The 25,509-nt window shown below is 50.3% G+C and carries 16 protein-coding genes; 13 read left to right on the top strand and 3 right to left on the bottom strand.

The features are described from left to right. Positions 1–22 precede the first annotated feature (22 nt). Complete coding sequence (locus tag J4772_RS37305; protein WP_256442683.1) at positions 23–973, bottom strand: sensor histidine kinase; 951 nt, start codon at positions 971–973, stop codon at positions 23–25. Positions 974–1,556: 583 nt separating this feature from the next. On the opposite strand from J4772_RS37305, the gene J4772_RS07770 reads away from it, so the two are divergent. The 10 genes from J4772_RS07770 (at position 1,557) to J4772_RS07725 (ending at position 14,563) form a co-directional block, all read left to right on the top strand. Next, positions 1,557–2,216, top strand: a complete 660-nt coding sequence (locus J4772_RS07770; RefSeq protein WP_209074781.1) for a hypothetical protein — start codon at positions 1,557–1,559, stop codon at positions 2,214–2,216. Next, entirely contained in the window at positions 2,209–2,754 is a 546-nt protein-coding gene (locus J4772_RS07765) for an accessory gene regulator ArgB-like protein (protein ID WP_209074780.1), read from the top strand. Before J4772_RS07770 ends, J4772_RS07765 begins: the two co-directional genes overlap by 8 nt. After that, positions 2,751–2,867 carry a cyclic lactone autoinducer peptide gene (locus J4772_RS07760; protein ID WP_209074779.1) on the top strand — a complete coding sequence of 39 codons (117 nt, stop codon included), beginning with the start codon at positions 2,751–2,753 and terminating at the stop codon, positions 2,865–2,867. The genes J4772_RS07765 and J4772_RS07760 overlap by 4 nt, the downstream gene beginning before the upstream one ends. A 27-nt stretch (positions 2,868–2,894) precedes the next feature. Next, a complete protein-coding gene (locus J4772_RS07755) occupies positions 2,895–3,290 on the top strand; it encodes a LytTR family transcriptional regulator DNA-binding domain-containing protein (RefSeq protein WP_209074778.1) in 396 nt (131 codons plus the stop codon). Between the two features lie 174 nt (positions 3,291–3,464). Then, positions 3,465–8,120, top strand: coding sequence for a GLUG motif-containing protein (locus J4772_RS07750; protein WP_209074777.1), 4,656 nt, complete (start codon positions 3,465–3,467; stop codon positions 8,118–8,120). Between the two features lie 253 nt (positions 8,121–8,373). Then, positions 8,374–9,147 (top strand): class I SAM-dependent methyltransferase, encoded by a 774-nt coding sequence (locus tag J4772_RS07745; protein ID WP_209074776.1) that lies wholly within the window; start codon positions 8,374–8,376, stop codon positions 9,145–9,147. Positions 9,148–9,359: 212 nt separating this feature from the next. Then, complete coding sequence (locus tag J4772_RS07740) at positions 9,360–10,328, top strand: ABC transporter permease (RefSeq protein ID WP_209074775.1); 969 nt, start codon at positions 9,360–9,362, stop codon at positions 10,326–10,328. Positions 10,329–10,361: 33 nt separating this feature from the next. Beyond that, on the top strand, positions 10,362–11,255 hold the full coding sequence (locus J4772_RS07735) for a carbohydrate ABC transporter permease (protein ID WP_209074774.1): 894 nt from the start codon (positions 10,362–10,364) through the stop codon (positions 11,253–11,255). A gap of 72 nt (positions 11,256–11,327) precedes the next feature. After that, positions 11,328–13,028: an extracellular solute-binding protein gene (locus J4772_RS07730; RefSeq protein WP_209074773.1), complete on the top strand. Its 1,701-nt coding sequence runs from the start codon at positions 11,328–11,330 to the stop codon at positions 13,026–13,028. Positions 13,029–13,216: 188 nt separating this feature from the next. Further along, entirely contained in the window at positions 13,217–14,563 is a 1,347-nt protein-coding gene (locus J4772_RS07725) for an MATE family efflux transporter (protein WP_209074772.1), read from the top strand. A 51-nt stretch (positions 14,564–14,614) separates the two neighbouring features. Here the strand turns inward: J4772_RS07725 and J4772_RS07720 are convergent, their stop codons facing one another. Further along, complete coding sequence (locus tag J4772_RS07720) at positions 14,615–15,502, bottom strand: SDR family oxidoreductase (protein ID WP_209074771.1); 888 nt, start codon at positions 15,500–15,502, stop codon at positions 14,615–14,617. Between the two features lie 185 nt (positions 15,503–15,687). On the opposite strand from J4772_RS07720, the gene J4772_RS07715 reads away from it, so the two are divergent. Next, positions 15,688–17,796 (top strand): methyl-accepting chemotaxis protein, encoded by a 2,109-nt coding sequence (locus J4772_RS07715; RefSeq protein ID WP_209074770.1) that lies wholly within the window; start codon positions 15,688–15,690, stop codon positions 17,794–17,796. Positions 17,797–17,972: 176 nt separating this feature from the next. Here J4772_RS07715 and J4772_RS07710 read toward each other — a convergent pair whose 3' ends face one another. Further along, complete coding sequence (locus tag J4772_RS07710) at positions 17,973–19,361, bottom strand: SpoVR family protein (RefSeq protein WP_209077038.1); 1,389 nt, start codon at positions 19,359–19,361, stop codon at positions 17,973–17,975. A gap of 323 nt (positions 19,362–19,684) precedes the next feature. Here J4772_RS07710 and J4772_RS07705 point away from each other — a divergent pair, with 323 nt between their 5' ends. Together J4772_RS07705 and J4772_RS07700 are read left to right on the top strand one after the other, a co-directional pair. Next, on the top strand, positions 19,685–20,677 hold the full coding sequence (locus tag J4772_RS07705; protein WP_116062758.1) for a histidinol-phosphatase HisJ family protein: 993 nt from the start codon (positions 19,685–19,687) through the stop codon (positions 20,675–20,677). Between the two features lie 357 nt (positions 20,678–21,034). Then, the gene (locus tag J4772_RS07700) at positions 21,035–25,408 is read left to right on the top strand and encodes a choice-of-anchor I family protein (RefSeq protein ID WP_209074769.1); all 4,374 of its coding nucleotides are present in this window, start codon (positions 21,035–21,037) and stop codon (positions 25,406–25,408) included. Positions 25,409–25,509 lie beyond the last annotated feature (101 nt).

Genomic DNA, 25,509 nt, shown 5'->3' with positions numbered 1-25,509 from the left:
TTTACGGGACGCCGCTAATGCCTTACGCGCTTGCCTCCGGGAGGCATACTTTGAACACGGTCAGCCCTTCCTTTTCATCGGAAACGAGCTCAAGCGCTCCTTTATAATGCTTTACTCTCTCCTGAACGATAGCGAGTCCAAGCCCGCTGTGCCCTTCTCCTTTGGTCGTATACCCCGGCTTAAAAATTTGCAGTCTATCGTCCGTTGTTATTGCGCGGCCGCGATTGGATACCTTAAGCGCAATTGAGCCGTCCTCCTGGGAGCGGATAGAGGCGAAGACATGTCTTTCCTCCTGAGGAAGGTGCATCGTCTCGTCGAATGCGTTGTCTACCAGGTTCCCAATAATTTTAATGATATCGATCACTTTAATCGTCGTTTCCTTGGCCTCCCACTTGTCGGGCAGCTCATAAGTAAACTGAATGTCTTTCCCCAGCGAGACGGCGATCTTGGCCTGAACGAAGGCGGCAAGCGCGGGAGACGAATGATGAACGATATCGCTTACGTCCCGGGTCTCCTTGACCAGGTCCGCTACATAATTTTTCAATTGCTCCGTCTTGCCCATCTGCGCCATTGTATGAATGACCTGCACATGGTTGAGAAAATCATGCCTCTGTCCCCGAATCGATGTGAACATGTCGTTAATATCGTCTATGTACACCTCTTGCGTCGTTTTCGCCGCTTGCTCCCTGGTGCGAATGACCAATCGGATGATGGAGACTAGTGCTAGTAGGCTGACTAGGATGATGAGGTAGACGAGAATTACACTTAAATAGTAACTGTGTTCCTCCGTAGTAATTTGGATAAGCTGCAAGGCGGCCAGAAGAATAAACTGGATGATAATATAGGTGGAAACATGTGTGAGAGTGCTCTTTTCGATATTTAATAGTATGGTGAATATCCTTTTTCCAAAAATGTTTTTACGCTCACGAATAAACCAAGAAGCGACCCAAATTACAAAAAGCTGAGGATACATAACCGGAAGTAGCTTAAAAAAGTCTTCGTTCAAAAAAGCTTCACGGTTAGGGACTCCTACAAGGTATACAACGATCGTAGATAAGACAAGATCCATCACAATTGAAAATACAAGCACGAATAAATACATGACTATTTTCTGTTTAGGCTTTAAGTCGCGAAAAAAGAACCACAACAGAATAAATCCAGCTATTGTTGTATTTATTAAATGTAGATAGGTTGGCAGAATCAGTACTAATGAATCGGTATATAAGGAGTGAATGACTGCCAATAGTATTATTCTTTTAATCAGTTTAGGCGGTTGAGGATTTATAAAAGAGAAACAAAATAGCCAGTATACAAAAAGTTGTGGAATAGATGCTAAAAAGAAAAGTTTGAGAAAATGTAAAAAATCGCCCACAGATTCAGCTTCCTCCCAAATGTCGTTCGTATTCTATTACTTTACTTCATTTTTTTGTAAAAAATATGATATTAATATTGATTTATATTCATATATAATAAGAATTTATGGATACGTTTTATTATTTTTTTGATAATATGATTACAGGTACATACTAGTATGCTAAGAGGAGATTCCCAGACTAATGACTTTTGTTCTATTTATCATCTTCTCGACATTGGAATACATATCCTCCTTAACTCTTATGTTAGTCCTATTTCGCTTTGATGCGAAAGAACATTTTTTGAAATTTTTGATTTCCTCAGTGTTGCTGTCTCTTATTTCGAATACTCTAATTCAGCAACAACTTGAGAGTATAGGACCACTTGTTCAGTTATTGGCCTTTGTTTTTCTTGTTTATGTTATTTTACGCGTAAGTATTTTTAATTCTATGATCATGGTTCTTACGATTTATTTTATATTTGGGTTAGTGCAGATTACTTTAATTATGATCTTTACGTATTTCGGAATTATTGATACAGTCGAGGTTTATAAGTTTTCAGCGTTTTTGACGCAAGGAGCTTCTTCATTTTACATGTTTTTATTTGCGTTAATTGTTTATCTGAAACATGGCGGCTTCAGTTTTGTTGATTATAAAAGCAGCAGAAAGAGATTCCTGATTTTTAACAAATCAAATCGAGTCTTCTTTATTGCTTTGGTTGCTGCGTTTATCCTTTTTACAATTGTGACTAGACTCTACTATAACTCGGCTAATCCTCCATATCTGTTAATTGCCTTAGTGTTTTTGTTGACACTGCTCTTTTTGCTCTACCTGGCAATTAGAAGGGATGATGATCTTGTTTGACAAATACGCACTCCGTATTGCTCATTGGATCAAAAAGCAGAACCCGGAACAAACTGCCAGTGTAGCCGTTATGCAATTTGCTTTGATCGGAATATTAAATAGCGGTTTTGTATTTCTTCTTGTTATTTCAATTGGAGTTATTACAGGGCACTTTTATGAAAGCTTAACCGCATCGCTATTTTTTGTGGGACTACATTTTTTCTCTGGCGGACATCATTTTAAATCGGCATTAATGTGTACATTATTTTCATCCTCTATGATTATTGCTTCGATATTGATTGATCTTAATGAATTATGGTTGTTTATTCTGACAATAATTACTATAATAATAGTAGTATTCTTTGCTCCGGCTAATATAGAAGGTCATGCTAGAATCCCTAAAAAGTATTTTCCGATACTAAAGTTGATTTCTGTTTGTATCGTATTGATTAATTTGATTCTTAAAAGCGATGCCGCCGGATTTGCAATGCTCTTTCAAGCATGTTTGTTGCTTCCCTACTCAAAACTGCAACTAAATAAGGAGGTGACATCTGAATGAAAAGGAGAATAGCGCTGGTTGCGGGAAAAGGATTGGCCTTGGTAGCAGTTTTGTTTGTAAGCACAGCATGTATGTTATTTGCTCATCGTCCAGAAATACCTGAAGAGCTTTAAGTACTAGTCTAGAAAGGGGATAAAATCATGTCGAATCAAATCCGTCTGTTGGATCGCGATGGAAATCCGTGCGTCGTCAACGTTGAAGATTTAATAGCGGTTAAGCCAACGGCGGATGGTCCTGAGTTCTATACGAAGGACAGCATGTATTTCTATCCCACTACGCTTGAAGAACTGCTTGTCTTATTTAAAGACCTGGGTTTTGAACGATTGGATCGGACAAACATCGTAAACATGAACCAAGTGAAGGCTTTTGATCCAAAGGCTCGAAAGGTTTACTTTGAGCATCCTTGGAGTGGTGACAGCAAATTTGCTACCGTGTCGGAGGCGAATGTGAAGAAAGTGCAACATCTGGCTAAAGAAGACAGTGCCGATTATAAGACTAAAGCTATCTTAAGGCCGTCGTTGTTCTGGAAGAAGTGAACTGCATTATAGCCATAAGGAAACAAAAGCCAAGCCGCCTAGGTTTGGTTTTTTTCTGTATATCAGATAGTTACCATGCCTGAGAGTTTGTCACGATTTTGCAACATTCGACAGAGTATACTAACAAAAATGGAGGGTTCCATATAGAAAATACGTTTTCGGAGGAATGACATAATGCTCAAACAACGCAGGATGCAAAAAATGATTAGCCTACTCACTATAATGACGTTATTGTTTGCGATGCTGCCGCTATCCAGAGCTGGAGCGGATAGCTCGTCTTTTGTCGGGGATGACACGAAATCGGTTACTTCTGCTGTCTATGGAGACGAACCGCAGCATTTTGGAATCACGATGAGCGATGCGACGCTGTGGAACGGCGAAGGGACCGAGGATAATCCATACGTCATAACAACAGCTGCCCATTTAAATCAAATTCGCGATTATCCGGGTGCACACTTCAAACTTGGCGATGATATTAACCTGAACGTGCCGCCGTACAACGCAGGAGAAGGCTGGGAGCCGATTCCGTCGTTTAACGGTACGTTGGATGGGAATGGATTTGAGATTTCGCGGTTGTATATTAACCGTCCTGCTGATGAGAATGTAGGACTACTTGGAATCATTAGCAATCAGGCTGTGATATCTAATGTTAAGCTGGAGAATGTAAATGTAACAGGCTTTGCTGCTGTTGGCGGTTTGGTAGGCTGGAATAGCGGAGGGAGTATTAACAATTCATCTGTAAGTGGCGAGATGACAGGAGATTATTCGGCCGGTGGATTGGTAGGCGATAACAGCGGAAGTATTACGGACTCCTATGCGAGCGCGAACGTAACCGGTGTTGAAAGTGTAGGCGGGTTGGTGGGCTATAATTTTAGCGGGACAACGATTCATAATTCCCATGCAAGCGGAAAAGTAACAGGTAATGAGGAAATCGGTGGTTTAGTCGGCCGAAACGTAGGAAGTATTAGCAACGCTTACGCAAGCGGAGAGGTAAATGGCGGTAGTAATGTTGGCGGACTGGTCGGCTTTAATGTACAAGCGGTAAGCAATGCTTATTCGAGCGGCAAGGTGACGGGTGACACTGCGGTAGGCGGTTTAGTAGGTTTCAACACTGGAGCGGTTACGAATTCCTACTGGGATATACAAGCTTCCGGACAAGCTCACAGCGCAGCGGGAGAAGGCAAGACGACCGAGCAATTGCAGCAACAAGCCACTTTTTCTGATGAATGGAATTTCTTTGAGATATGGACGATAGGCGAAAATGGAAGTTATCCTATATTAAGATGGGAATTGAATAGAGCGGGGCCGCCTCCTTGGAGTGGCGAAGGCAAAGGAACGGAGAACAAACCGTTCATTGTTGCATCAGCGAGTCAATTAAATGAAGCGCGCAACTACCTGGATGCACATTTCGAGCTTAGCGGGGATATCAATCTTAGCTTGGAATACGGTGCGGGAGAAGGCTGGGAACCGATCGGCACACCGGATAACCCGTTTATCGGTTCAATAGACGGCAAGGGGTACAAAATACTAGGGCTGTATATTAATCGTCCCAGTCATAATGATGTCGGCCTGTTTGGCGTCACTGGCAACGGGGCCGAAATTTCGAATGTAAGGCTTGAGAATATAGAGGTAACAGGTCATTCAAATGTCGGCGGTTTGGTCGGTAAGAACGGCGGAGCCGTAGGCCATGTTTATTTGAGCGGCGAGGTAACAGGCAATGATTTTGTAGGCGGCTTTGCCGGTGCAAATGCAGGGAATATTAGCCAATCCTATGCGAGAAGTAAAGTGGAAGGCGCTAATTTTGTAGGCGGCCTGGTTGGAGCAAACGATGGAAATATTAGCGATACCTATGCAAGCGGCGATGTCACCGCTTCTAATGGACATGCAGGCGGTTTGGTCGGCTCTAATGATAGCGGAAGCATTAGCAGCTCCTATGCGATTGGCAAGGTGACAGGCCATGGCGATGTGGGAGGCTTAACGAGTGCAAATGGGAGTGGAAACGTCGCCGCTTCTTACTGGGATAAAGAGACGACAAACCAAGCAACAAGCGTCGGAAGCAGTGAGGAATACGGGAAGTCCACAGTTGAAATGAAGCAGCGAGCGACGTTTGCCGGCTGGGATTTCGATCGCATCTGGGCGATCGACGAGGGTAAAAGTTATCCGTATCTGCAATCGGATTACGAAGGACCGGGATTGCCTTGGACAGGCTCGGGTACAGCGGAAGATCCATTTATTATTAAAACGGCTACTCATTTAGATCAGATGCGCGATCACCCGAAGGCACATTTCAAGCTTGGAGCCAATATTAACCTCGATGTGCTTCCGTATAACACAGGAGAAGGCTGGGAGCCGATTGGTACAGATTCTAATCCGTTTAAAGGTCAATTAGATGGTAAGGGATTTAAGATCACAGGTCTGTATATTGACCGTCCTAGCGGGGACTTTGTCGGTTTTTTTGGCTACACGGGAGCTGTGAGCAAAATTTCTAACGTAAAACTAGAGGACGTAACTGTAGCTGCTCAACTGCGTGTCGGCGGCTTGGTTGGTTATAACCACGGAAGCATAAGTTACTCCTCTGTGAATGGAAATTTGGAAATATATAGTAATCTTGATGATCCCAGCAATTCCGGCAATTCCGGCGTCTTGGTCGGATATAACTATGGCAATATCAGTTACTCCCATGCGAGCGGCTTGATAACTGGCAGTGATTTTCTAGGCGGTTTAGCGGGAGCCAATTCGGGAAAAATCGATCAGTCCTATGCGAGCAGTAAAGTGGAAGGAGCCGATTTTTTAGGCGGCTTGGTCGGAGTAAATAATGGACGTATTAGTGATTCCTATGCAACCGGCGATGTCATCGCTTCTAATGGTTATACGGGCGGTTTGGCTGGCGCTAATGACGGAAAGATTAGCAACTCCTATGCAATCGGCAAGGTGATCGGCATTGGCTATGTCGGCGGTTTAGTCAGTGAAGTTAATGGCGGCCAAATCATGAATTCCTTCTGGGATAAAGAGACGACACTCCAAACAGCAAGTGCTGGAAGCAATCGATCCTATGGCAAGTCGACAGCCGAGATGAAGCAGCAAGCGACGTTTGCCAGTTGGGACTTTGATAATGTCTGGGAAATCGAAGAGAATGAACGGTACCCCTCTTTGAGATGGGGGACTAATGCCAATTTAAGCGGCTTGACGATGAGTGAGGGGACATTAAGCCCGGCGTTCGCAGCAGATAAAGTCAATTATAGGATTAGCGTAAGAAGATCGGCAAACAGCGTGGATGTAACAGCCACGGCAGCAAGCGGGGGCGCAAGTCTGGAAGTGAACGGGATAAGCGCGATAAGCGGCGTTGCAACAACTGTTCCGCTGCATGCGGGACGAAATACGATCGATGTGGTCGTCACGGCCTATGATGGAACAAAGACGAAAAGGTATACGATCGATATTACGAGGCCAAGTGACGATTCATCCTCATCCGATCAACCGACTTCCCAGATCATCAATGTACCGTTAGAAACAGGGGATGTAGGCTCGGCTTCAACGGTCACGCAAACGCAAATCACCCGTATTACCGAGCCAAGCGGCGGAGTAAGAGACGAAGCCATATTAACGTCCGATCGAGCCAGGGAAGCGGCGCAGCGTATTGCGGAAGCGGGTCAAACGACGGCTCGTATCAAGATTCCGGACGAAGAGGATAGAGTCGCTCAAGTCGATGTTAAAATACTAAGGGACGCAATAAGAGAATTGTTTAATAAAAATGTGAGCCTTGAAATATTCACAGAAAATATACGACTTCTAATCCCGTATCGATCTATGGATACTGTTGAAGAGGATCTATACTTCCGTGTCATTCCGCTGAAGGAACAATCGCAGCGACAAGAAGTAGAGAATCGTGCAAGATCGGAACGGGTGGTTAGAGAATCGACAAAGGCTGCTAAGGTGAGTGTCGTTTCAAGACCTATGACAGTTGAAACCAATATGCCCAACCAACAGGTCATCCTTATATTGCCTTTGCGAGATGTCCAGCTCCCGTCGAATGGTGCGGAGCGCACAGCATTCTTGGATGAACTCAAGATCTTCATTGAGCACAGTGACGGCGAAAAGCGGCTAGTAAAAGGGGAAATCGTAGAATACAAGAACGGTCTGCCAGGCATTGAGTTTGAGGTGAACAAATTTAGTACGTTTACGATTCTTCACATAGAAGAAGACCCTGCAGTAAATTTCCATGAAGCTTATGTTCGAGGGTATGAAGACGGAACATTCAAGCCAAGCGATATCGTCACACGGGCAGAAATCGCGGCGATGATAGCAAGAAATCTAGGGGGTGATGATTCGAAAAAAGCGGCAGCAGCCCCATTCTCCGATGTATCGACCTCTCATTGGGCGGCTGGAGCGATTGAGTATGTGAAGCAGCGAGGCTTAATGAGAGGGGACGCTGCAGGGGCATTTAACCCGAATACGGCGATCACGCGCGGGGAAATGGCAGCAATCGTAGCGCGATATAAACAATTAAAGTTAGCGACTGAGGCAGAAAGCATAACGGCATTCTCGGATATAGCAGGTCATTGGGCAGTATTGGAGATTGCGGCTAATCAGCAAGCGGGAATCCTGAAGGGCTACGAGGATGGAACATTCCGCCCTAATGGAAAGCTTACACGCGCCGAAGCTGTCAAAGCGATGAACCGTATGTTTGATCGTGGTCCGTTATATGAAGTGAGCATACCAACGTTTAATGATGTGAAAGAGACACATTGGGCGTTCAACGAAGTGGAAGAAGCAGCCCGAGACCATGCCTTCACGTCTAGATCCGAAGGTGGAGAAAATAATGTAAAATAAACAAGTATGGATGACAGGAACATCAGGTTTCTGTCATCCTTTTTTTCTACAGCTGACCAATCAACATACTCTTGACGCTGCCCCCAGCCGCGGAGCGAAGGCCAGAAAAGTGCCATAATTGGTCAAACGGATGGGATCGCGTAAAGTTCACTGATAATAGTTATAACCTATTAAATATATAACTTTAATATATTTAACCAACAATCCAAAAGGTGTTATAACTGGTATATCAATAAAAAAGGAGTGGATCAGGATGGAGGAGATTCAGCAAAAGGTGCATTGGGAAGCGGACGGGTACGACAAAATGATGGGTTTCGTGTCGCGTTACGGTGAAGATTTGATCGAATGGCTGGATCCGAAGGAAGGGGAGACAGTAATTGATTTCGGCTGCGGGACGGGGGACCTGGCTGCTGCGATCGCAGAGAGAGGCGCAAGTGTATATGGTCTTGATATTTCCTCGGAAATGGTCGATAGGGCGCAGAAGAAATATTCGAAGCTTCAGTTTAGGTGTGTGGATGGGATGGGCTGGCGAGCGGACTTCCAATACGATGCCGTCTTCAGCAATGCGGCGCTGCATTGGATGAGGGAGCCAGAGGCGGCAATTCGCAGCTTCTTGTCCGGACTGAGGCCGGGAGGACGGCTGGTTGCGGAATTTGGCGGAAAAGGGAACGTGCAGGCGATTGTTGCAGCGACGCGTTTAACGTTGCGAGAACGGGGAGTAGAGGATCGGTTCGTAATGCCCTGGTATTTTCCCTCGGTAGGGGAATATGCTTCAATGTTGGAGAAGTACGGAATGGAGGTGCGGACGGCCCTTCTGCTGGATCGACCGACGCTGCTTGAGAACGGCGAAGCCGGAATGAGGGATTGGTTAGGAATGTTTGGAACGGCCATGTTTCCGAGCGCGACAGCCGAGGAGGCTAAGCTGTGGATCGAAGAATCGGCGGAGAGGGTGAAGGGCGCTCTCTATGACGGTAGCCGGTGGAAGGCGGATTACCGAAGGCTGCGCATCGTTGCGTTCAAAAAATAGGCACTAGAAAAAGCAATCCCGCTTGTCGCATTTTCGCGATCGAAGCGGGATTTTTCATTTTATACATTTTATGAGCGATATATCGTGAGAAAGTATAAAGTTTCGTTGTTCTGTCAAATAGGAAACGGTTTTGAGAACCTTTACAATTAATTCGAACAAGGACGGAGCGAGTCAGATTATCGTAGCTCATGAATGGCAGAGAGGGGAGTAGTATGGCAGATTTATCGACAACGACAAAGTATCCGCCCCAACCGCAGTTAAAACCAAGGAGTCTTGGAGAGCGGTTGCTCAAACAATGGGACATTCAACTCATGGTGTGGCCAGGTATACTTCTAATTTTGGTCTTTGCCTATTTTCCAATGTACGGCGTGCTAACCGGGTTTATGAATTATAAGCTTCATACCGGTGCCAATATCTTCGCGAACGAATGGGTCGGACTTAAACATATTAAGATGTTTTACGAAGCGCCTGAATTCGGTCGGGTTTTGCGAAACACGATGGTAATCAGTTTGCTCAAGCTGGCGATCGGATTCCCGGCGCCGGTCATTCTAGCTCTAATGTTGAATGAAGTCCGCAACATGGCGTTCAAGCGTACGGTCCAGACGGTGACCTACTTGCCGCACTTCCTGTCGTGGGTTGTCGTAGCCAATCTCGTTATTTCGCTGTTGTCGGTGGATAACGGCAGCATCAACATACTGCTCATGAAGCTAGGACTCATTGCAGAACCCGTGAACTTCCTTTCGATGTCCGAGTATTTCTGGGGTATTCTTGTTTCGTCCAACGTGTGGAAAGAAATCGGGTTTGCGTCCATTGTTTATCTCGCGGCGATCGCCTCCATCGATCCGCATCAGTATGAAGCGGCACAGATTGACGGAGCTTCCCGGCTGCAGCAAATACGCTACATTACTTTCCCGTCGATTATTCCGATCGTAACGATCTTCTTGATTCTGGCGATCGGGCAATTGCTGAACGCCGGCTTTGAAGATATCCTGCTGCTGGCGAACAATCCGGCATTGCGCAACGTCTCCGACGTCGTGGATGTATACGTCTATCGAATCGGCTTGCAGAACTATCGATATTCGTACGCGACGGCAATCGGCTTGTTCAAGGCGCTGATCAGCGTAGGACTTCTAGTCATGGCAAACTACGCCGCACGAAGATCGGGCAATAGTCTGTGGTAATCCGCTCAGGCATACAAGGAGGCTGACTGTAACATGCGTTTAGGATTGTCCGATCGTGTGCTTATGACTTTTATCTATGTTTTTCTTGCCTTGCTGGCGTTCTCTACCTTGTATCCGTTCTGGAATGCGATCGTCATATCCTTCAACATCGGGGCCGATACCGCCAAGGGCGGAGTAACGTTCTGGCCCAGGGCGTTTACTTGGGAGAATTACAATATCGTATTCTCGGACGACCGATTGCTCAACGGATTCGTAGTGACGATCGTTCGTACGATTATCGGTACATTGACCGCGCTGTTTATGACCGCATTGCTTGCTTACGGAATGTCCAAGAGCGAGTTGATCGGCCGCAAATATATTATGATCTTCTTCATTATTACGATGTACTTCGGCGGCGGCTTGATCCCGACATTTCTGCTCATTCGCTCGCTGGGAATGATCGATACATTCCTCGTATATATCATTCCCGGGATGATCAGCGTATGGAACATGATCATATTCCGGACGTTCTTCAGGGGGCTTCCGGCGGGGCTGGAGGAATCTGCGAAAATAGACGGCTGCGGAAACTGGGGAACGTTCTTCCGGATCGTGCTTCCGCTCTCGGGACCGGTGCTCGCGACGCTTGGCTTGTTCACAGCCGTCGCGCACTGGAACGACTGGTTTGTGGCGACGATCTATATCTCGAACGAGAAATTGATTCCGGTTCAGACGATGCTGCGGCAAATCATTAATGCCAGCACGGTCACGGATTTTCTGTCTTCCGCCGACTCCGGAGCCATAGCGCGTATAGAAAAGATGCAAAAGGTAACCTCCAAGTCAATCTCCATGGCGACGATGATGGTCGCGACGTTGCCGATCATCACGCTGTATCCGTTCCTCCAACGGTATTTCGTCAAAGGCGTTATGATCGGTTCATTGAAAGAGTAGTTCCCGGATTCGGGGATAAGCCGCAAGGCTTTGAACATATACAATACTTAAATTGAAAGGGGTAATCCGCAAGTGAAAGTAAGAAAACTTTCGTCCGCTTTGTTGGCCACTTCCCTGGCCCTCACAGCCGTTCTTGCCGGCTGTAGCGGCAAGGGAGATGACGGCAACAAGGGCGCAGCAAGCTCGTCGCCGACCTCATCCGCCGCGTCGCCTAGCGCGTCTCAGCCTGGGAGCGAAGAGGCAGCTCCCGACATTTGGCAAGTTGGTTCTGAGCCTCTGGAATTCTCCGTTTACCATCATTACGGCTGGTCCGATGCGCCGGAATGGGAGAGCACCCCGTTTGGCCGTTACGCGAAAGAAAAGCTTCAAGTGACGATGACGCCGATCAAGGCGTCGGGGAACCATGAGCAAAAGCTGACGACGATGATCGCCGACGGCAAACTGCCTGACGTGATCTGGGGCGACCGCGGCGCCAACGTCGAGCGTCTGCGCGAAGCGGGCATGCTCGTTCCGCTGGACGACTATGTCGAGAAGTATCCGAACCTGAAAAAATGGCTGAACTCCGAAGTGCTGAACATGCTGCGTTCCCCGGCGGACGGCAAGCTGTACATGTTCCCGAACTGGTATAACGACGAGCCGTTTGGCAATGCCGGCTACCTCGTTAACAAGAAGATCTACGACGAGCTCGGCGCGCCTTCGCTCGAAACGACCGATGATCTGTATGACTATTTGAAGAAGGTCAAAGAGAAGTACAAAGATGTCATTCCGTTCGAGCCGCACTTGGCCAAGGACCTTCACGGTATCGGCCTATTGTACACCGCCTTTGAAGAAAATGCGCTGTACTGGTATCTCGGCAATCAGATGCGGGCGATTCCTCGCGGCGACAAGCTGACTTCCGTCTTGACCGATCCGGCTTTCCGCGAGTCGCAAAAATATGTCGCCAAGCTGTATCGCGAAGGTCTGATGGCGCAGGATGCCATGACGCAAACGCTTGACAACATTAAGGAGAAAGTTACGTCAGGCCGGGTTGCAGTCTATGCAGCTTCTTCCCCGACGGAAAACGGCATGCTAGCTCAGATCGAGCTTGAAAAGCAAGGTCATCCGGGCTATTTCATGACCTGGCCGATTCACAAAGCCGGTCTTGACAGAAACAAAATCTTCCCAGGCTCCTACTCCACGCTGGGTTGGAACGCCGCGGTCATTACGACGAGCGCTAAAGATCCGGAAAAAGTATTTGCATTCCTGGATTGGATGACAGGTTCGGAAGGTCATGCGATTCTGCACTACGGTCCTGAAGGCGATATGTGGCAAGGTTTCGACGATGAAGGCTACCCGAACTTCACGGATAAGCTGGACGTGAAGAAGGCGGCTGAAATCGAAGCAGAGAACCAAGACGTCTGGTGGGTCGGCAACGCCAAGCTGAACGACCGCGGCAAAATTAAAGCTCAAGGCCAACTGCCTCCGGAAGAGCAAAGCTGGATTTCCAAGGTTCAATCGGAAGTATCGTGGAAAACGCAAGCCGACCATACGGAGTTCTCTAACCTGACTCCGGATCCGGATTCTCCGGAAGGTTATGCTCGTCAAGCGGTTGACGACATCTTTAACGAAGTGCTGGCAAGAACGTTGACAGCGAAAAACGATGCAGAAGTCGATCAAATTCTCGATAAGGCGCAGAAGGATGCCGAAGCTGCTGGCTACGACATGCTTCTCGAGTGGAAGACGGAACAATGGCATAAAAACCAAGAAATCATGGCTGGCAAGTTCAATCAATAAGCTTCATGATTTAGGGTCAGAAGGAGCTGCTGTGCATTCGCACGGCAGTTCTTTCTTTTTGTCGCAAGTCAAAGTACCGGTCGCTAGACCGCCGTTTTCGACGGCAGTTCTCGCTATTGACTACGATCGTTTTCTCCGGCAAAATGGTGAGATTGAAATCATTCTTATTGGGGAAAGGTACGGACTTCATGAAACTGCTTAAGAGCTGGTACGGCATTCTTGTACTGGCGCTTCCATCGTTATTCGCCTTTGCCACACAGACGATGACCGGTACGATTAACCTGATTCTCGTCGGCGATCTTGGCTACGTGGTTATTGCCGTCGTTGGCGTATCCAACATCATTATGTACAACGTGTTTGCGATCTTCTCGGGGATCGGGCACACTGTCAATTACCTTGTCGCGCAAAATTTTGGTGCGAGTGAAATGCGCAAGGGCATGCAGCGCATGTATCTTGCCTTAGTCGTAAGCCTCGGTGTGGCGATTTTTATCGCGTTCGCCGGCTGGTTGGCCAGCGGAGCGGTGTTGAAATTCACTGGCGGTTCGGCCGAGCTTGTCGCCACCGGAGGCGAATATTTGGAATTGCGCTTCTACGCTATGGCTTTCGGAATAATCAGTTTTGTATTCCATGGCTTTTTCCGGGGCGTTGGAGACACTCGGACATCGATGGTTGTTTCCATCGTTGCTAACGTGCTGATGGTCGGCTTGACGTACGGCTTGACGTACGGACATTGGGGGATGCCGAACATGGGCGTCGTCGGCGCCGGTTACGCGCTGCTGATCGGCGAAGCGGTGCAGTTGGTCATCTGTTTATTCGTGTTCTTGGGGCCGATGCATAAACGTTATCAGACGCGGAAGCTGCAAAATCCGGACTGGAAAGAGCTGAAGCTGATCTCCCAGGAGAGCGGAAAGCTGGGACTGCAGGAATTTTCGATGAGCGTCTCGATGTACATTTTCACCATGTTCGTCCTGAAGCTTGGGGATTTGGCGGCCGCGGCTAACGAGGTGGCGCTCAGCGTTATGTCGTTCGGCTTTATGCCCGCTTTTGCCTTCGGTTCAACGGCGACGATTCTTGTTGGACAGGGTATCGGGGAGGGCAGGCCTGACAAGGCGAAGAAGGCGGGAACGAATACGGCTGTGCTCGGCGCGATATTTTTGATTTTGCTTGGAACGGTCGAGCTGATCTGGGCTGTTCCGATTGCGAGAATGTACAGCAGCGATCCTGGGGTGTATGAGCTGGCAGCGCATCTAATTCAGGTTTCGGCTTATTTACAAATTTTCGACGGATTTTATAATTTTTATGCAGGTGGTCTGAGAGGAATCGGGGATACGACATTCCTGATGAAAGCTTCGTTCGCGCTTAGCTTTGGGATGTTCGTACCACTGACTTATTTGTTCGTCATGGTGTTCGAGTGGGGAAGCATGGGCGCATGGCTTGCGCTCTATTCCTTCCTCGTAGCGCTTGGCTTGGCGGTGATGATCCGTTACTACCGAACGGACTTTACTTTCGTGAAGCTGAAGGAAGCGCATGGATAAAAGAAAGGAGCTGCTCTGGGGCTTAAGGCGCCCTGGCGCAGCTCCTTTTCTCTATCCGTTCACGACTTCACCGCCGTTAACGTGCAGAACTTGTCCGGCGACATACGAGGAATCCTCGCTGGCCAAGTAAACATAAGCCGGCGCAAGCTCATCCGGCTGTCCGGCCCGTTTCATCGGCGTATCGGAGCCGAACTGCGATACCTTTTGGGCGTCGAAAGTTGAAGGAATAAGCGGCGTCCAGATCGGGCCCGGCGCTACGGCATTGACGCGAATGCCCTGTCCGACGACGTTTTGCGAGAGCGCCCTGGTGAAGGAGACGATTGCTCCCTTGGTCGCCGAGTAGTCGAGCAAGGTTGGGCTGCCGCGATAAGCGGTGATTGAGGCCGTATTGATAATCGCTGAACCGGAAGCCAGGTGCGGCATCGCCGCTTGCGTCAAATAGAATATGCCGAATACGTTCGTCCGGAACGTTCTCTCCAACTGCTCAGGGGTAATCTGCTCGATCTTATCCTGCGGATGCTGCTCGGCGGCGTTGTTCACCAGAATGTCCAAACGGCCCAAGGCGCCGACGGCCTGCTCTACCGCTTGCTTGCAGAACGCCGCATTGCCGATATCCCCTTTGATCAGGTGACAACGTCGTCCTTCGGCTTCCACCTGCCGCTTCGTTTCCTCGGCATCGAGATCCTCATTCAAATATAGAACTGCGACATCCGCGCCTTCCTTGGCATAGACGATGGACACCGCGCGGCCGATGCCGCTGTCTCCTCCGGTGATCAACGCGACTTTGCCTATCAGCTTGCCGGCCGGCTTGTAGACAGGGGATTCGGCTTCCGGGCGAGGATTCATATTCATCTCGATGCCCGGCTGGTTGTTCTGATGCTGCGGCGGGAAAGAGGCGGGTCTTTCCGGAGAGATCTTCGAATGGTTCGTTGATATCATTTGGTATCACTCCTTAGTGTAAGTGGCCAAGACGGCCGCTATTGTTAATAGTGTTAGATTAAACGTCTTTATCCATCCTTACGCAGGAAGAAGATTTTTCCACTCGCATTTGAGACCGAGACACTTCAGAAATTGTCATAAAAAGTCGATAAAAGTCGTATTCGATAAAGCAGGGGTGTGTACGCATGATGAGCAAATTCAGCGTTTCATTGACGACCAAGTTTATCTCGTTTCTAGCTTTGTGTTTGATTCTCGTATTCGTGGTGATGTTTCAGGTGAATTTGAACAACCTGAAGCGAATCAGCATCAGTCGAGGCGAGGCCGAAGCGCTGAACTCCGGGGAGCAGTTCGGGCAGGCTTTCGGTTCCAAGCTGAACGGCTTGAAGCAGGAGCTTGAGATGCTATCCAGAGTTCTGCTCCAATCGAGTCAAACCGGCTCTGTGCCGCGAGACGAAGTAATTGGACTGCTGAAGGACACTCTGGAGGGGAATCCTGATATTCTGGGCGTCTATACGTTATGGGAGCCGAATGCGTTCGATGGCAAAGACAAAGAATGGGTTAAACGCACGCCTCATGATGATGGAACGGGGCGCTTTATTCCCTATGTTGCGCGCAACGGCACGGATATTATCGTTGAGCCGTTGAAAGGGTATGACAAAGAGGGAGGCGGAGATTACTACCAGATCCCGAAAAAAACGGGAAAGGTTGCTCTTATTGAGCCATACGCCTACGAGGTCGGGAATAGTACGATACAGATCACATCGGTTGTCGTTCCGATTCTGGATGCCGATCAGCGCTTCAAAGGAATCGTCGGCATGGATTTTGCGTTGGATTCGCTGCAGCAGGAGGCGGCAGGCTACACGCCGTTGGGCGGCCATGTTACGATGATCTCTCATCATGGGAATTACGTAGCGAATCCAGCGCAGCCGGATTTGGTCGCTAAGCCCTATGCGGACACTGAAGAGAAGAAAGCGTTGTTCGCCAAGGTTGCGGCAGGTGAAGCTATTCAAGGCTATACTTCAGATTCGTCAGGAGAAAAGGCGCTTCGGGTATTCCTTCCGATCCGATTAGCGGGCTCCGATGATGCGATGTACGCGGAAGCCGTTATTCCGGAGAAACAAATCATGGCGACGTACAGGGAAGGCCGAAGCCAGATGCAATTAGTGAGCGTGATCGCGTTGATTGTATTGGGCCTCGTCATTGCAGGCTTGACGCGAATGTTAATCATTCGTCGATTGAAGATGCTGGCGAGAAGCGTAAACCTTATGGCAGGCGGAGATCTGACGCAAAAGGTGGACCTTCGGAGCAAGGATGAGCTCGGACAACTGGGCGCCGATTTTAATCGGATGTCGGACGAATTGCGCGGAATGTTTCATCTAGTCGGCGATCTCTCGATGTCCGTAGGAGCAACCTCCCAGCAATTGACGGCAAGCGCCGAGCAGACAAGTCTTGCTTCCGAGACGATTGCCCGATCTATCGAAGAGGTCGCAGCGGGCTCCGAAGCGCAAAATCGCCATACGCGGGAGACGGCTAGCGCCTTGGCCGAGATGTCATCGGGTATCCAACGGATCGCAAATTCGAGCTCTGAGGTGTCGGCCTCCGCTCAAGAGGTGCAATCGCAAACGGAGCTCGGCAATTCTCGAATCGCCCAAGCGGGAGAGCAGATGGCGCGGGTTAAAGACACGGTAGCTGAGACGGAACGAGTGATGGCCGAATTGCAAGAGCGTTCCCAGGAGATCGGCGGGATTGTGGCCATGATCTCGGATATCAGCAGTCAGACGAATTTGCTCGCGCTGAACGCTGCAATTGAGGCTGCGAGGGCAGGGGAGCAAGGTCGAGGCTTTGCCGTTGTGGCCTCGGAAGTGCGCAAGCTGGCAGATCAGACTCTCAAGGCTGCCGAGCAGGTATCCGGCATGATTCATGCCGTTCAGAAGGATTCTGTTCGGGCATCGGAACGAATGAGACAGGGCGCGGTCGAGGTCGAAGCGGGAGAGAGACTCGTGCTCGATTGCGCGAAGCTGTTCAAGTCCGTCGGAGAAGAAATGCAGCGGGTCAACGGAGAAATCCAAGAGGTATCGGCGACCTCCGAGCAAATAAATGCCGGCTCCCAGCAAGTGAGCGCTTCGATTGAGGAACTGGCCCGGTTGGCCGGCGAAGCGTCCGACAGCTCCCAAAGTGTCGCTTCGGCTTCGGAGGAGCAGCTTGCTTCGATGGAAGAGATCGCGTCTTCCGCAGCCGCGCTGAGCGCGATGGTTCAGGAGCTGCTTGAGAAGCTTTCCCGGTTTAAGATCTAATGAGGGGCTGTCCCAAAAGTAAAAAGAATTGTACGAAGAGATGATCGATGGAGAAGGTTGTCGTGCATGTACCTCCTTCCGATGTGCTATACGATCCTGAAATCCGAATGGTTGTTAACCCGTGACTGGTTTCAGGACCGTATGAGGCATTTTCCAGGAGATACATGCACTTTTTGCTATACGCTTCGCCGGTTCGTCCTCTTGCCGTCGCAAGTGAACAGCACCTTTTTGTCGTCGCAGAATGTTTCCAGATGCACGTTTTTGCCCCACAGCGCAACGAGATAGGGGAGCGTTCTTTCGACGTACTTCAGGTCCAGCTCGGTGCCCTCGTACTGGTGCGTCACGTACAGCTCGCCGCTTCGCTGATAGTCCGCATCCGTTACCTCCATGTAAGGGAAGCCGCCGTTCACGCGAGAGAATACGAGTTGATCGCGCACGTTCTCCCAGCCTTTATCGGTAATTTTCCACTCCTGGCCCTTTTTCTCGAAAATGTACAAATCCAGCTCTTCCGTCAGCTCCTTCGTCAAATAATTGCGCAGGAAGGAAGCGTCGGAATCGAGCTCGCGCACTTCGAATATTTTCTCGCGACCGAATCTCTTCTCGATATCCTCGAATATTTTAAGTCCAAGGTAGTACGGATTAAGGGAGTGCTTGGAGGGCTGCACGACCGCCGAATTCAGCTTGGCATATTCGACCGTCTCCTCGCTCGTCAGCGGCAGCTCGCGCATGATTCTCTGGTGCCAGTACGAAGCCCAGCCTTCGTTCATAATTTTCGTCTCGATTTGCGGCCAGAAGTAAAGCATCTCCTCGCGGATAATGCTCATGATGTCTCGCTGCCAATCCTCCAGCACAGGAGAAAACTGCTGGACAAACCAAACGATGTCTTTTTCCGGACTGACCGGAAAACGTTTGGGATCTTCGTTCGTCTCCTCGTTCGCCTGATCCCGCTTTTCCAGATCCCACAGGTCGTCGTAGGGAGAGGAGGGCTGGTTAGCGCTCCGGTCCTTCTTCTCGCGTCGCTGCTGCGCTTCGATATAATGTTTCCGATCGAGGCCGTACGGTTTACGGATGACGGGATCGACATGCTCCTGGATCGCCATGACCGCATCGAGGAAGCGTTCAACCTCTGCGGTTCCGTATTCAATCTCGTAGCCGCTGATGCGCTCGGCTGCGGCGGACATGCTCTCCACCATATTGCGATTGGAGACGGAGAAACGGGCGTTGTTCTTGAAGAAGTCGCAGTGGGCGAGCACGTGGGCGACGATCAGCTTGTTTTGTACCAACGAATTGCCGTCTAGCAGAAAAGCGTAGCAAGGATTGGAGTTGATGACGAGTTCGTAAATTTTGCTGAGGCCAAGGTCGTATTGCATTTTCATCCGGTTAAAAGTCTTGCCGAAGCTCCAATGGCTGAAGCGGGTCGGCATTCCGTAAGCGCCGAATGTATAGATGATGTCCGCCGGACAGATCTCGTACCGCATCGGATAGAAATCGAGTCCGAACGTTTCCGCTATTTTCGTAATATCCGTTATCGCCGTCTCCAGCTCAAGCTGTTCCTCTTCGCGCATCATGACTAAGCCAAGCCCCCTGTTCTGAACAAAAATTTCACCACCTTATGTATATGTGGGAACGTCTCGGAGTGTGCTTGGAAATCGCGGGATCGAATGATGTACTGAAAGGAATCCGGGGTCACTCTTGGGGAATGAGGCGAGTTCAACAGACAGCTCCGTCCGCTGTAAATTTAACATTCCGTTAACGCAATGTTGTTGATGCGTTAATCTTTGGGTAGGTATAATACAGAAACAAGCAATAAAAACAATGGAAAAGCAAGGGAAAACAATAGAAGGCTTTAGAATAATGGGCAGCAGGATTGCGGACAAGGAGGACGAAAATGAAGGTAGATTTCCACTTTCATCTAGAGGAAGGGCCTTATTCATTTAATTGGCTGCAGAGAACGGCTAAAGCGCTGGAGGTCGTGCCAGGGGAGCCTAAGCCGGTCGGCGAACGGAATACGCTGCAGTGGATGGAGCACCAGGCGGAGCGGCTGAAAAATCGGCTTGACGAGGGCTGTTTTACGGAGCGATGGTTGGAAGCCTACTTTATCGAAGGCCGGAAAAAAGGCATCGAGCGGTTCGGTATGGTGGATCATCTGTATCGGTTCGAGGAGTTCCGGGGCTACTATGAGAAATACATTCTGATGGACGACAGCGAGCTGGGGCGTCTGCAGCGTTATTGGTTTGACAGAGTGAGAATGTGTTCGATCGAGGATTTTCTGGGCGCGGCGCGCAAAATGCAAGCTAAGGGATTTCCGCTGTCCGTTGGTGTAGAGGCCGATTATTTTCCGGGCGGAGAGGCTGAGCTGAAGGAGCTGCTGGATCGCTACGAGCTGGATTACGTCATCGGCAGCGTCCATTTCCTGGACGGCTGGGGCTTCGATAATCCGGAAGTGAAGGAGATTTACGAGAGCAAGGACTTGCTAGATCTTTATAAGTACTTGTTCGAGCATGTCAAAGCTGCGGCCAATTCCGGCCTATTCGATATGATCGCGCATCTCGACAATTTGAAGGTGTTTAACTACCGACCCGACGAGAGTCTGATGATCGACCTGTACGACGACGTCGCCGCGGCGTTGAAGCGAGCCGGCGTGGCTTCGGAGATCAATACGGGGCTTGCCTACCGCTATCCGGTCAAGGAAATGTGTCCGAGCCCAAGCCTGCTGAGCAAGCTTTATGAACACGGGGTGCCGATCACGCTCAGCTCCGACTCCCACTACCCGGACGACATCGGAACTTTGCTCGACGAAGCCGCCGAGCTTGCCAAGCGTACGGGGTATAAGGAAATCGTTTATTTCGAGAAGAGAGAACGGCGTACTCTGCCGCTATAAAAGCTTCGCAAGGGGCTGTCTCATAAGTAAAAGAGAGTCGTACGATTGGATGATCGATAGAGAATGTTGTCGTGCATGTATCTCCTTCCGCTGCTATACGATCCCGAAATCCGAATGGGTAAACCCGTTAAGAGGTGATTTCGCGACCGTATGAGGCAGCTCCAGGAGATACATGCACTTCTTCTTAATCGATCAGCTTGTACGACCCTACTTATGAGACAGCCCCGTGTTTATTAAATTTAACGCCCGCTTTACAATAATCGGTCTTTTCCGTTAACCCTAAGCCGGTACACTGGGAAAAATAACTTCCTAGAAGGAGTGTATTCGGTGTTCAAGCGGAGCAGGAAAGGTCTTTCCATGCTGTTATCATCTTCGATGCTGGCTGGAACGATATTGACGGGAGTGGCGGCTGTGCAAGCAGAGCCGATCGCGATTATTCCGGGCACGCCATACGACGAGCTCGGCAATTATGATGTTGCCGTGCCTCACGTCATTATCAATCAGATTTATGGGGGCGGACTAAAGAAAGCCGACGACGTTTATTTCTCCCACGGTTTTATAGAATTGTATAATCCGACGAACGCCGACGTAACTCTGAGCGGCTGGTCTCTTCAGTATGCGGAAGGATCGGGCAAACCGTGGGTCAAACTGGATCTCGCCGGCACGATCAAGGCGCATTCGTCTTACCTGGTGCTTGGGGAAGATATCGTGAAAACGCCGCTCAAAGTGCCAACAAACATGCTGACGGTCAGCGATCAAGCGTGGCCGCCGAACCATTTTATTAACAACAAGGGGATGAAGGTCGCGCTGTTGAGCAGCCAGACGCTTTTGACCGCCGTTAATCCGTTCGATGACAGGCCGGCAGGCTATGTCGATATGATCGGCACGGGCGCCAATGAGGAGGGCAGCTCGATCGACGGATTCGAGACGGATTATCCGACGGGCGAAGCAGGGGGCACCTCGAAGAAAAAAGCGCTCCGTCGCGTCAGCTTCATCGACACGGATAACAACAAGAACGACTTCGTTCAAGTCGATTACAGCGCGCTCGCGTCCAACCCGACACTTCTGGCTGCGCATATGCCAAGAAGCGCTGCCGAGGGAATCTGGACTGTACCGCTGGGACTGAGGGATGCCCTGCTTCCTGAGGCGACTGTCGATATGCCGTATACATACTCTGTGCTCGGGCTGGTATACGGCGGACAATCCCCGTACATCATCTCGGTGACGGGCTTGCCGACGGGTCTAAGCTACAGCAACGGCAAAATTACCGGAATTGCAGCAGCGGCAGGCACAGCCACAATCCATATTGGAGTGACGGACAACGTCACTGCATCCGTATACGGGACGTATCCTTTATTGGTGAACGCTTCTCTCGACAATCTGCAGATCGTCACATCGGCTCTGCCGCAAGCGACGATCGCCGAGCCTTATACAGCGACAATCGACACAAGCGGCGGCACGGCTCCATTAACGTTCTCTGCGACAGGCTTGCCGCAAGGCTTGGCCATCGATCCTGCGACAGGCATTATTGCCGGAACGATAACGAACGCTAAAGCAAGCACGTATAGGGTAACCGTCAGGGTAACGGATAACGCCGCTAATTCGCGCAGCGTCGTCCTGCCTCTAAGCGTGCGTCCGGAAGCGAAAGTTTATGAAGAGAAACTGCAAATTCGCAAGCTGGCTTCCTATTCCGTCGGAACGACCAATGAGGATGGCGGCGTAGCGGAAATCGTCAAATACAACAAGGACAACGGCAAATTTTATCTCGTAAACGGCTCTGCCAATCCTCCGACGCTCGATATCGTGACTCTGGCGACAAGCGGAGAAATGACGAAGGATAAGAGTGTGAACGTGAAGGAGCTGTCCGAGAGAGCTGCCGGGTTCGTCTACGGCGACTTGACCAGCGTTGACATTAACACGGCGACGAAGCGTATTTTCGTCTCGGTACAGGAGAAGGATTACGCCAAAACCGGAAAAATTCTGATGTTGGATTACGAAGGCAATCTGCTAAACGGTTACGATACAGGTATTCAGCCGGATATGATCAAATCGACCGCAGACGGGAAGTACGTGCTGACCGCCGATGAAGGCGAGCCGCGCCTGGGAGCGGGAGGCGTCGATCCGGAAGGCTCGATCACGATCGTCGATACGGGAACGGGAGAATCTTTCCGCGTGAAGTTCGATAATCCCGCCGTCATCGCCGACGATGTCATTATTCGCAGCCCGAATGTGGATAGTAAGGGGCAGATTGTAGGCGCAGGCACAAAAGCGGATGCGGTTCGCGACTTCGAGCCGGAATATATCGCTTTGTCCGGAGACGGCAAGAAAGCCTATGTCACCTTGCAGGAAAATAACGCCATCGCGACGATCGATATCGCCGCCAAGTCGTTGCTTTCGGTCAAATCGCTCGGCTTCAAGGACTTGAACGATCCGAATAACGTATTGGATTTGCTCAAGGACGGCCAGATCAAGCTGGAAAACGTCCCTTTTAAAGGAGTATATATGCCGGATGGCATGGCTTCTCACGAGATCGGCGGAAAAACCTACCTGTTCACGGCCAACGAAGGCGATGCGACCGAATGGCCGGTAGAGGAGCCTTATACGAGAACGGGCTTGACGAAGATCAAATCGATCAAGGACAATCTGACAGCGGGTTCGGATGCCTCTAATTTCCTTCAGGACAAAGGCAAAACGTATGACGGAGTCGAAGTGCTGAGCCATATGGGCTACGACGATATTTATTTGTTCGGCGGCCGCTCCTTCTCCATCTGGGAAGCGGACACGATAAAACAGGTGTACGATAGCGGCAGCGATTTTGAACGAATCACTTCCTCGGGACAATATGCGCCTTATTTTAACGCCAGTCACGTCAACCTGGATTTGGACAGCCGCAGCTCCAAAAAAGGTCCGGAGCCGGAGGACATCGAAACCGGGAGAGTCGGAAATAAAACGTTGGCATTCGTCGGCCTGGAGCGCATCGGGGGTATCATGACCTACGACGTATCCGATCCTTCTAACGCGTTTTTCGTTAATTACACGAATACGAGAAACTTTGGAACGCCAGGAACGCCGCCAACCAAATCGGAGATTCTCGCTACCGATACAGGGCCGGAAGGAATCGAATTTATTTCCGCATCCGACAGCCCGACAGGACGGCCGCTGCTGCTTGTCGCCTTCGAAGTAAGCGGAACGGTGGGCGTCTATCAGCTCGACACAACGAAGATCACGCTCGACAAGACGACATTATCGCTTAGAGCAGGCAACGCGGCTGCGAAAATCGCCGCAACGGTGGAACCGGCCGCAGGGGCGGGAACATCCGTTACCTGGTCCTCCTCCAATGCCGTGGTCGCCTCGGTCGACGCAAACGGCAACGTCACGCCTCGCGCGGCAGGAACGGCGGTCATCACCGCGCTGAGCGCCGACGGTTACGGGGAAGCTCAAGCGACTGTAACGGTAACGGCAGCTTCAACGAATCCGGGTACGAATCCAGGCACGGGGAACGGCGGAGGAACGGGCACGACGACTCCTCCAACGAAGGAAAAACCGCCTGTAAACACGAATGATCCGAAGCAGGCAACCGTGGAGGCGCAAGCCCGGACGAATGCCTCAGGCGCGGCGGAAGCGGTATTTACAGCAGAGACAATCGGTAAAGCTTTGGAGAACGCGGGGCAAGGCGCGGAGCTTCGGCTTAAAGCCGAGGGCGTAGGCCAAGCGGGAGAAGCTGTTATTCGGATTCCTGCCGAGGCTTGGAGCCGGATCGACGGAAGCGGCGTGACTGCGATTACGATTGAAGCAGGTATCGGCTCCGTCAGTTTTGACCGTCAAGCATTGGCCGCGGTGTCGTCGGCCGCATCGGGCGGCGAAGTAGCCGTATCGATCAAGAAGTCGGATGCAGCGTCGCCAGCGGCGATCGCCGGCAGACCGGTGTACGACTTTGCGGTAACGGCGGGCGGCAAGGAGATTACAAGCTTCGGCGGAAGCTCGATCGCAGCATCCGTGTCGTATAAGCCGGCGGCAAACGAAGATCCTAACGCGATTGTCATTTACTATGTGACCGGTACGGGCGAGCTTGTTGTAGCGCCGAACAGCGTATTCGACCCGGCGACGGGAACGGTCAAGTTCAGCGGACCGCAATTCTCCCGGATAGCCGTAGGCTACCGCAAGATAAGCTTTGCCGATACGGCGGCGAATTTTGCTGCGGACGAGATCACCTACTTGGCGGCGAGAAATGTGCTGACGGGCGTCGGCGAAGACAAGTTCGCCCCGTCGGCCAAGCTGACGCGCGGCGATCTGATGGTTATTCTTGCGAGAATGGCCGGGGCCGACACAGGCGGCCGGACTTCCTCAAGCTTTATCGACGTAGAGTCCGGCTCTTACTATGCAAGTGCGGTTGCATGGGCTGCGGATAACGGAATTGCCGGCGGCGTCGGCAAAGACCTGTACAAGCCGAAGGATTACGTCACCCGCGAGCAGTTCGTAACCTTGATAGCCCGCTACGCCGAGCATAAGGGGTACTCGCTGCCGAAGGATAACGCGCCGGTCGCGTTTGCGGATCAGAGCGAGGTGTCCGGCTTCGCCGCCGGAGCGCTGAGGGCGGCTCAGCAGGCCGGTTTGATTAACGGCAAGCCGTCTCCGAACGGAGACGGACTCTTGTTCGCGCCGCAGGCTCATGCCACACGCGCCGAAACGGCGAAAATATTGGCGCTGTTGATGCAGTCGATGCTGAAATAAATAATCATCGTTTGGACGCCGCTCACTCTCCTGCTGGAGGGACGCGGCGTTTTTTGTTTTGCTCCCGAGAGGTTGCGTTTGCCGCAATCACATGTTACAAC

This window comes from Cohnella sp. LGH (assembly GCF_017671885.1).
Classification (GTDB): Bacteria; Bacillota; Bacilli; order Paenibacillales; family Paenibacillaceae; genus Cohnella; species Cohnella phaseoli.
The sequence above is the reverse complement of the archived record's forward strand: the minus strand, read 5'-3'. Positions and strand labels throughout refer to the sequence as shown.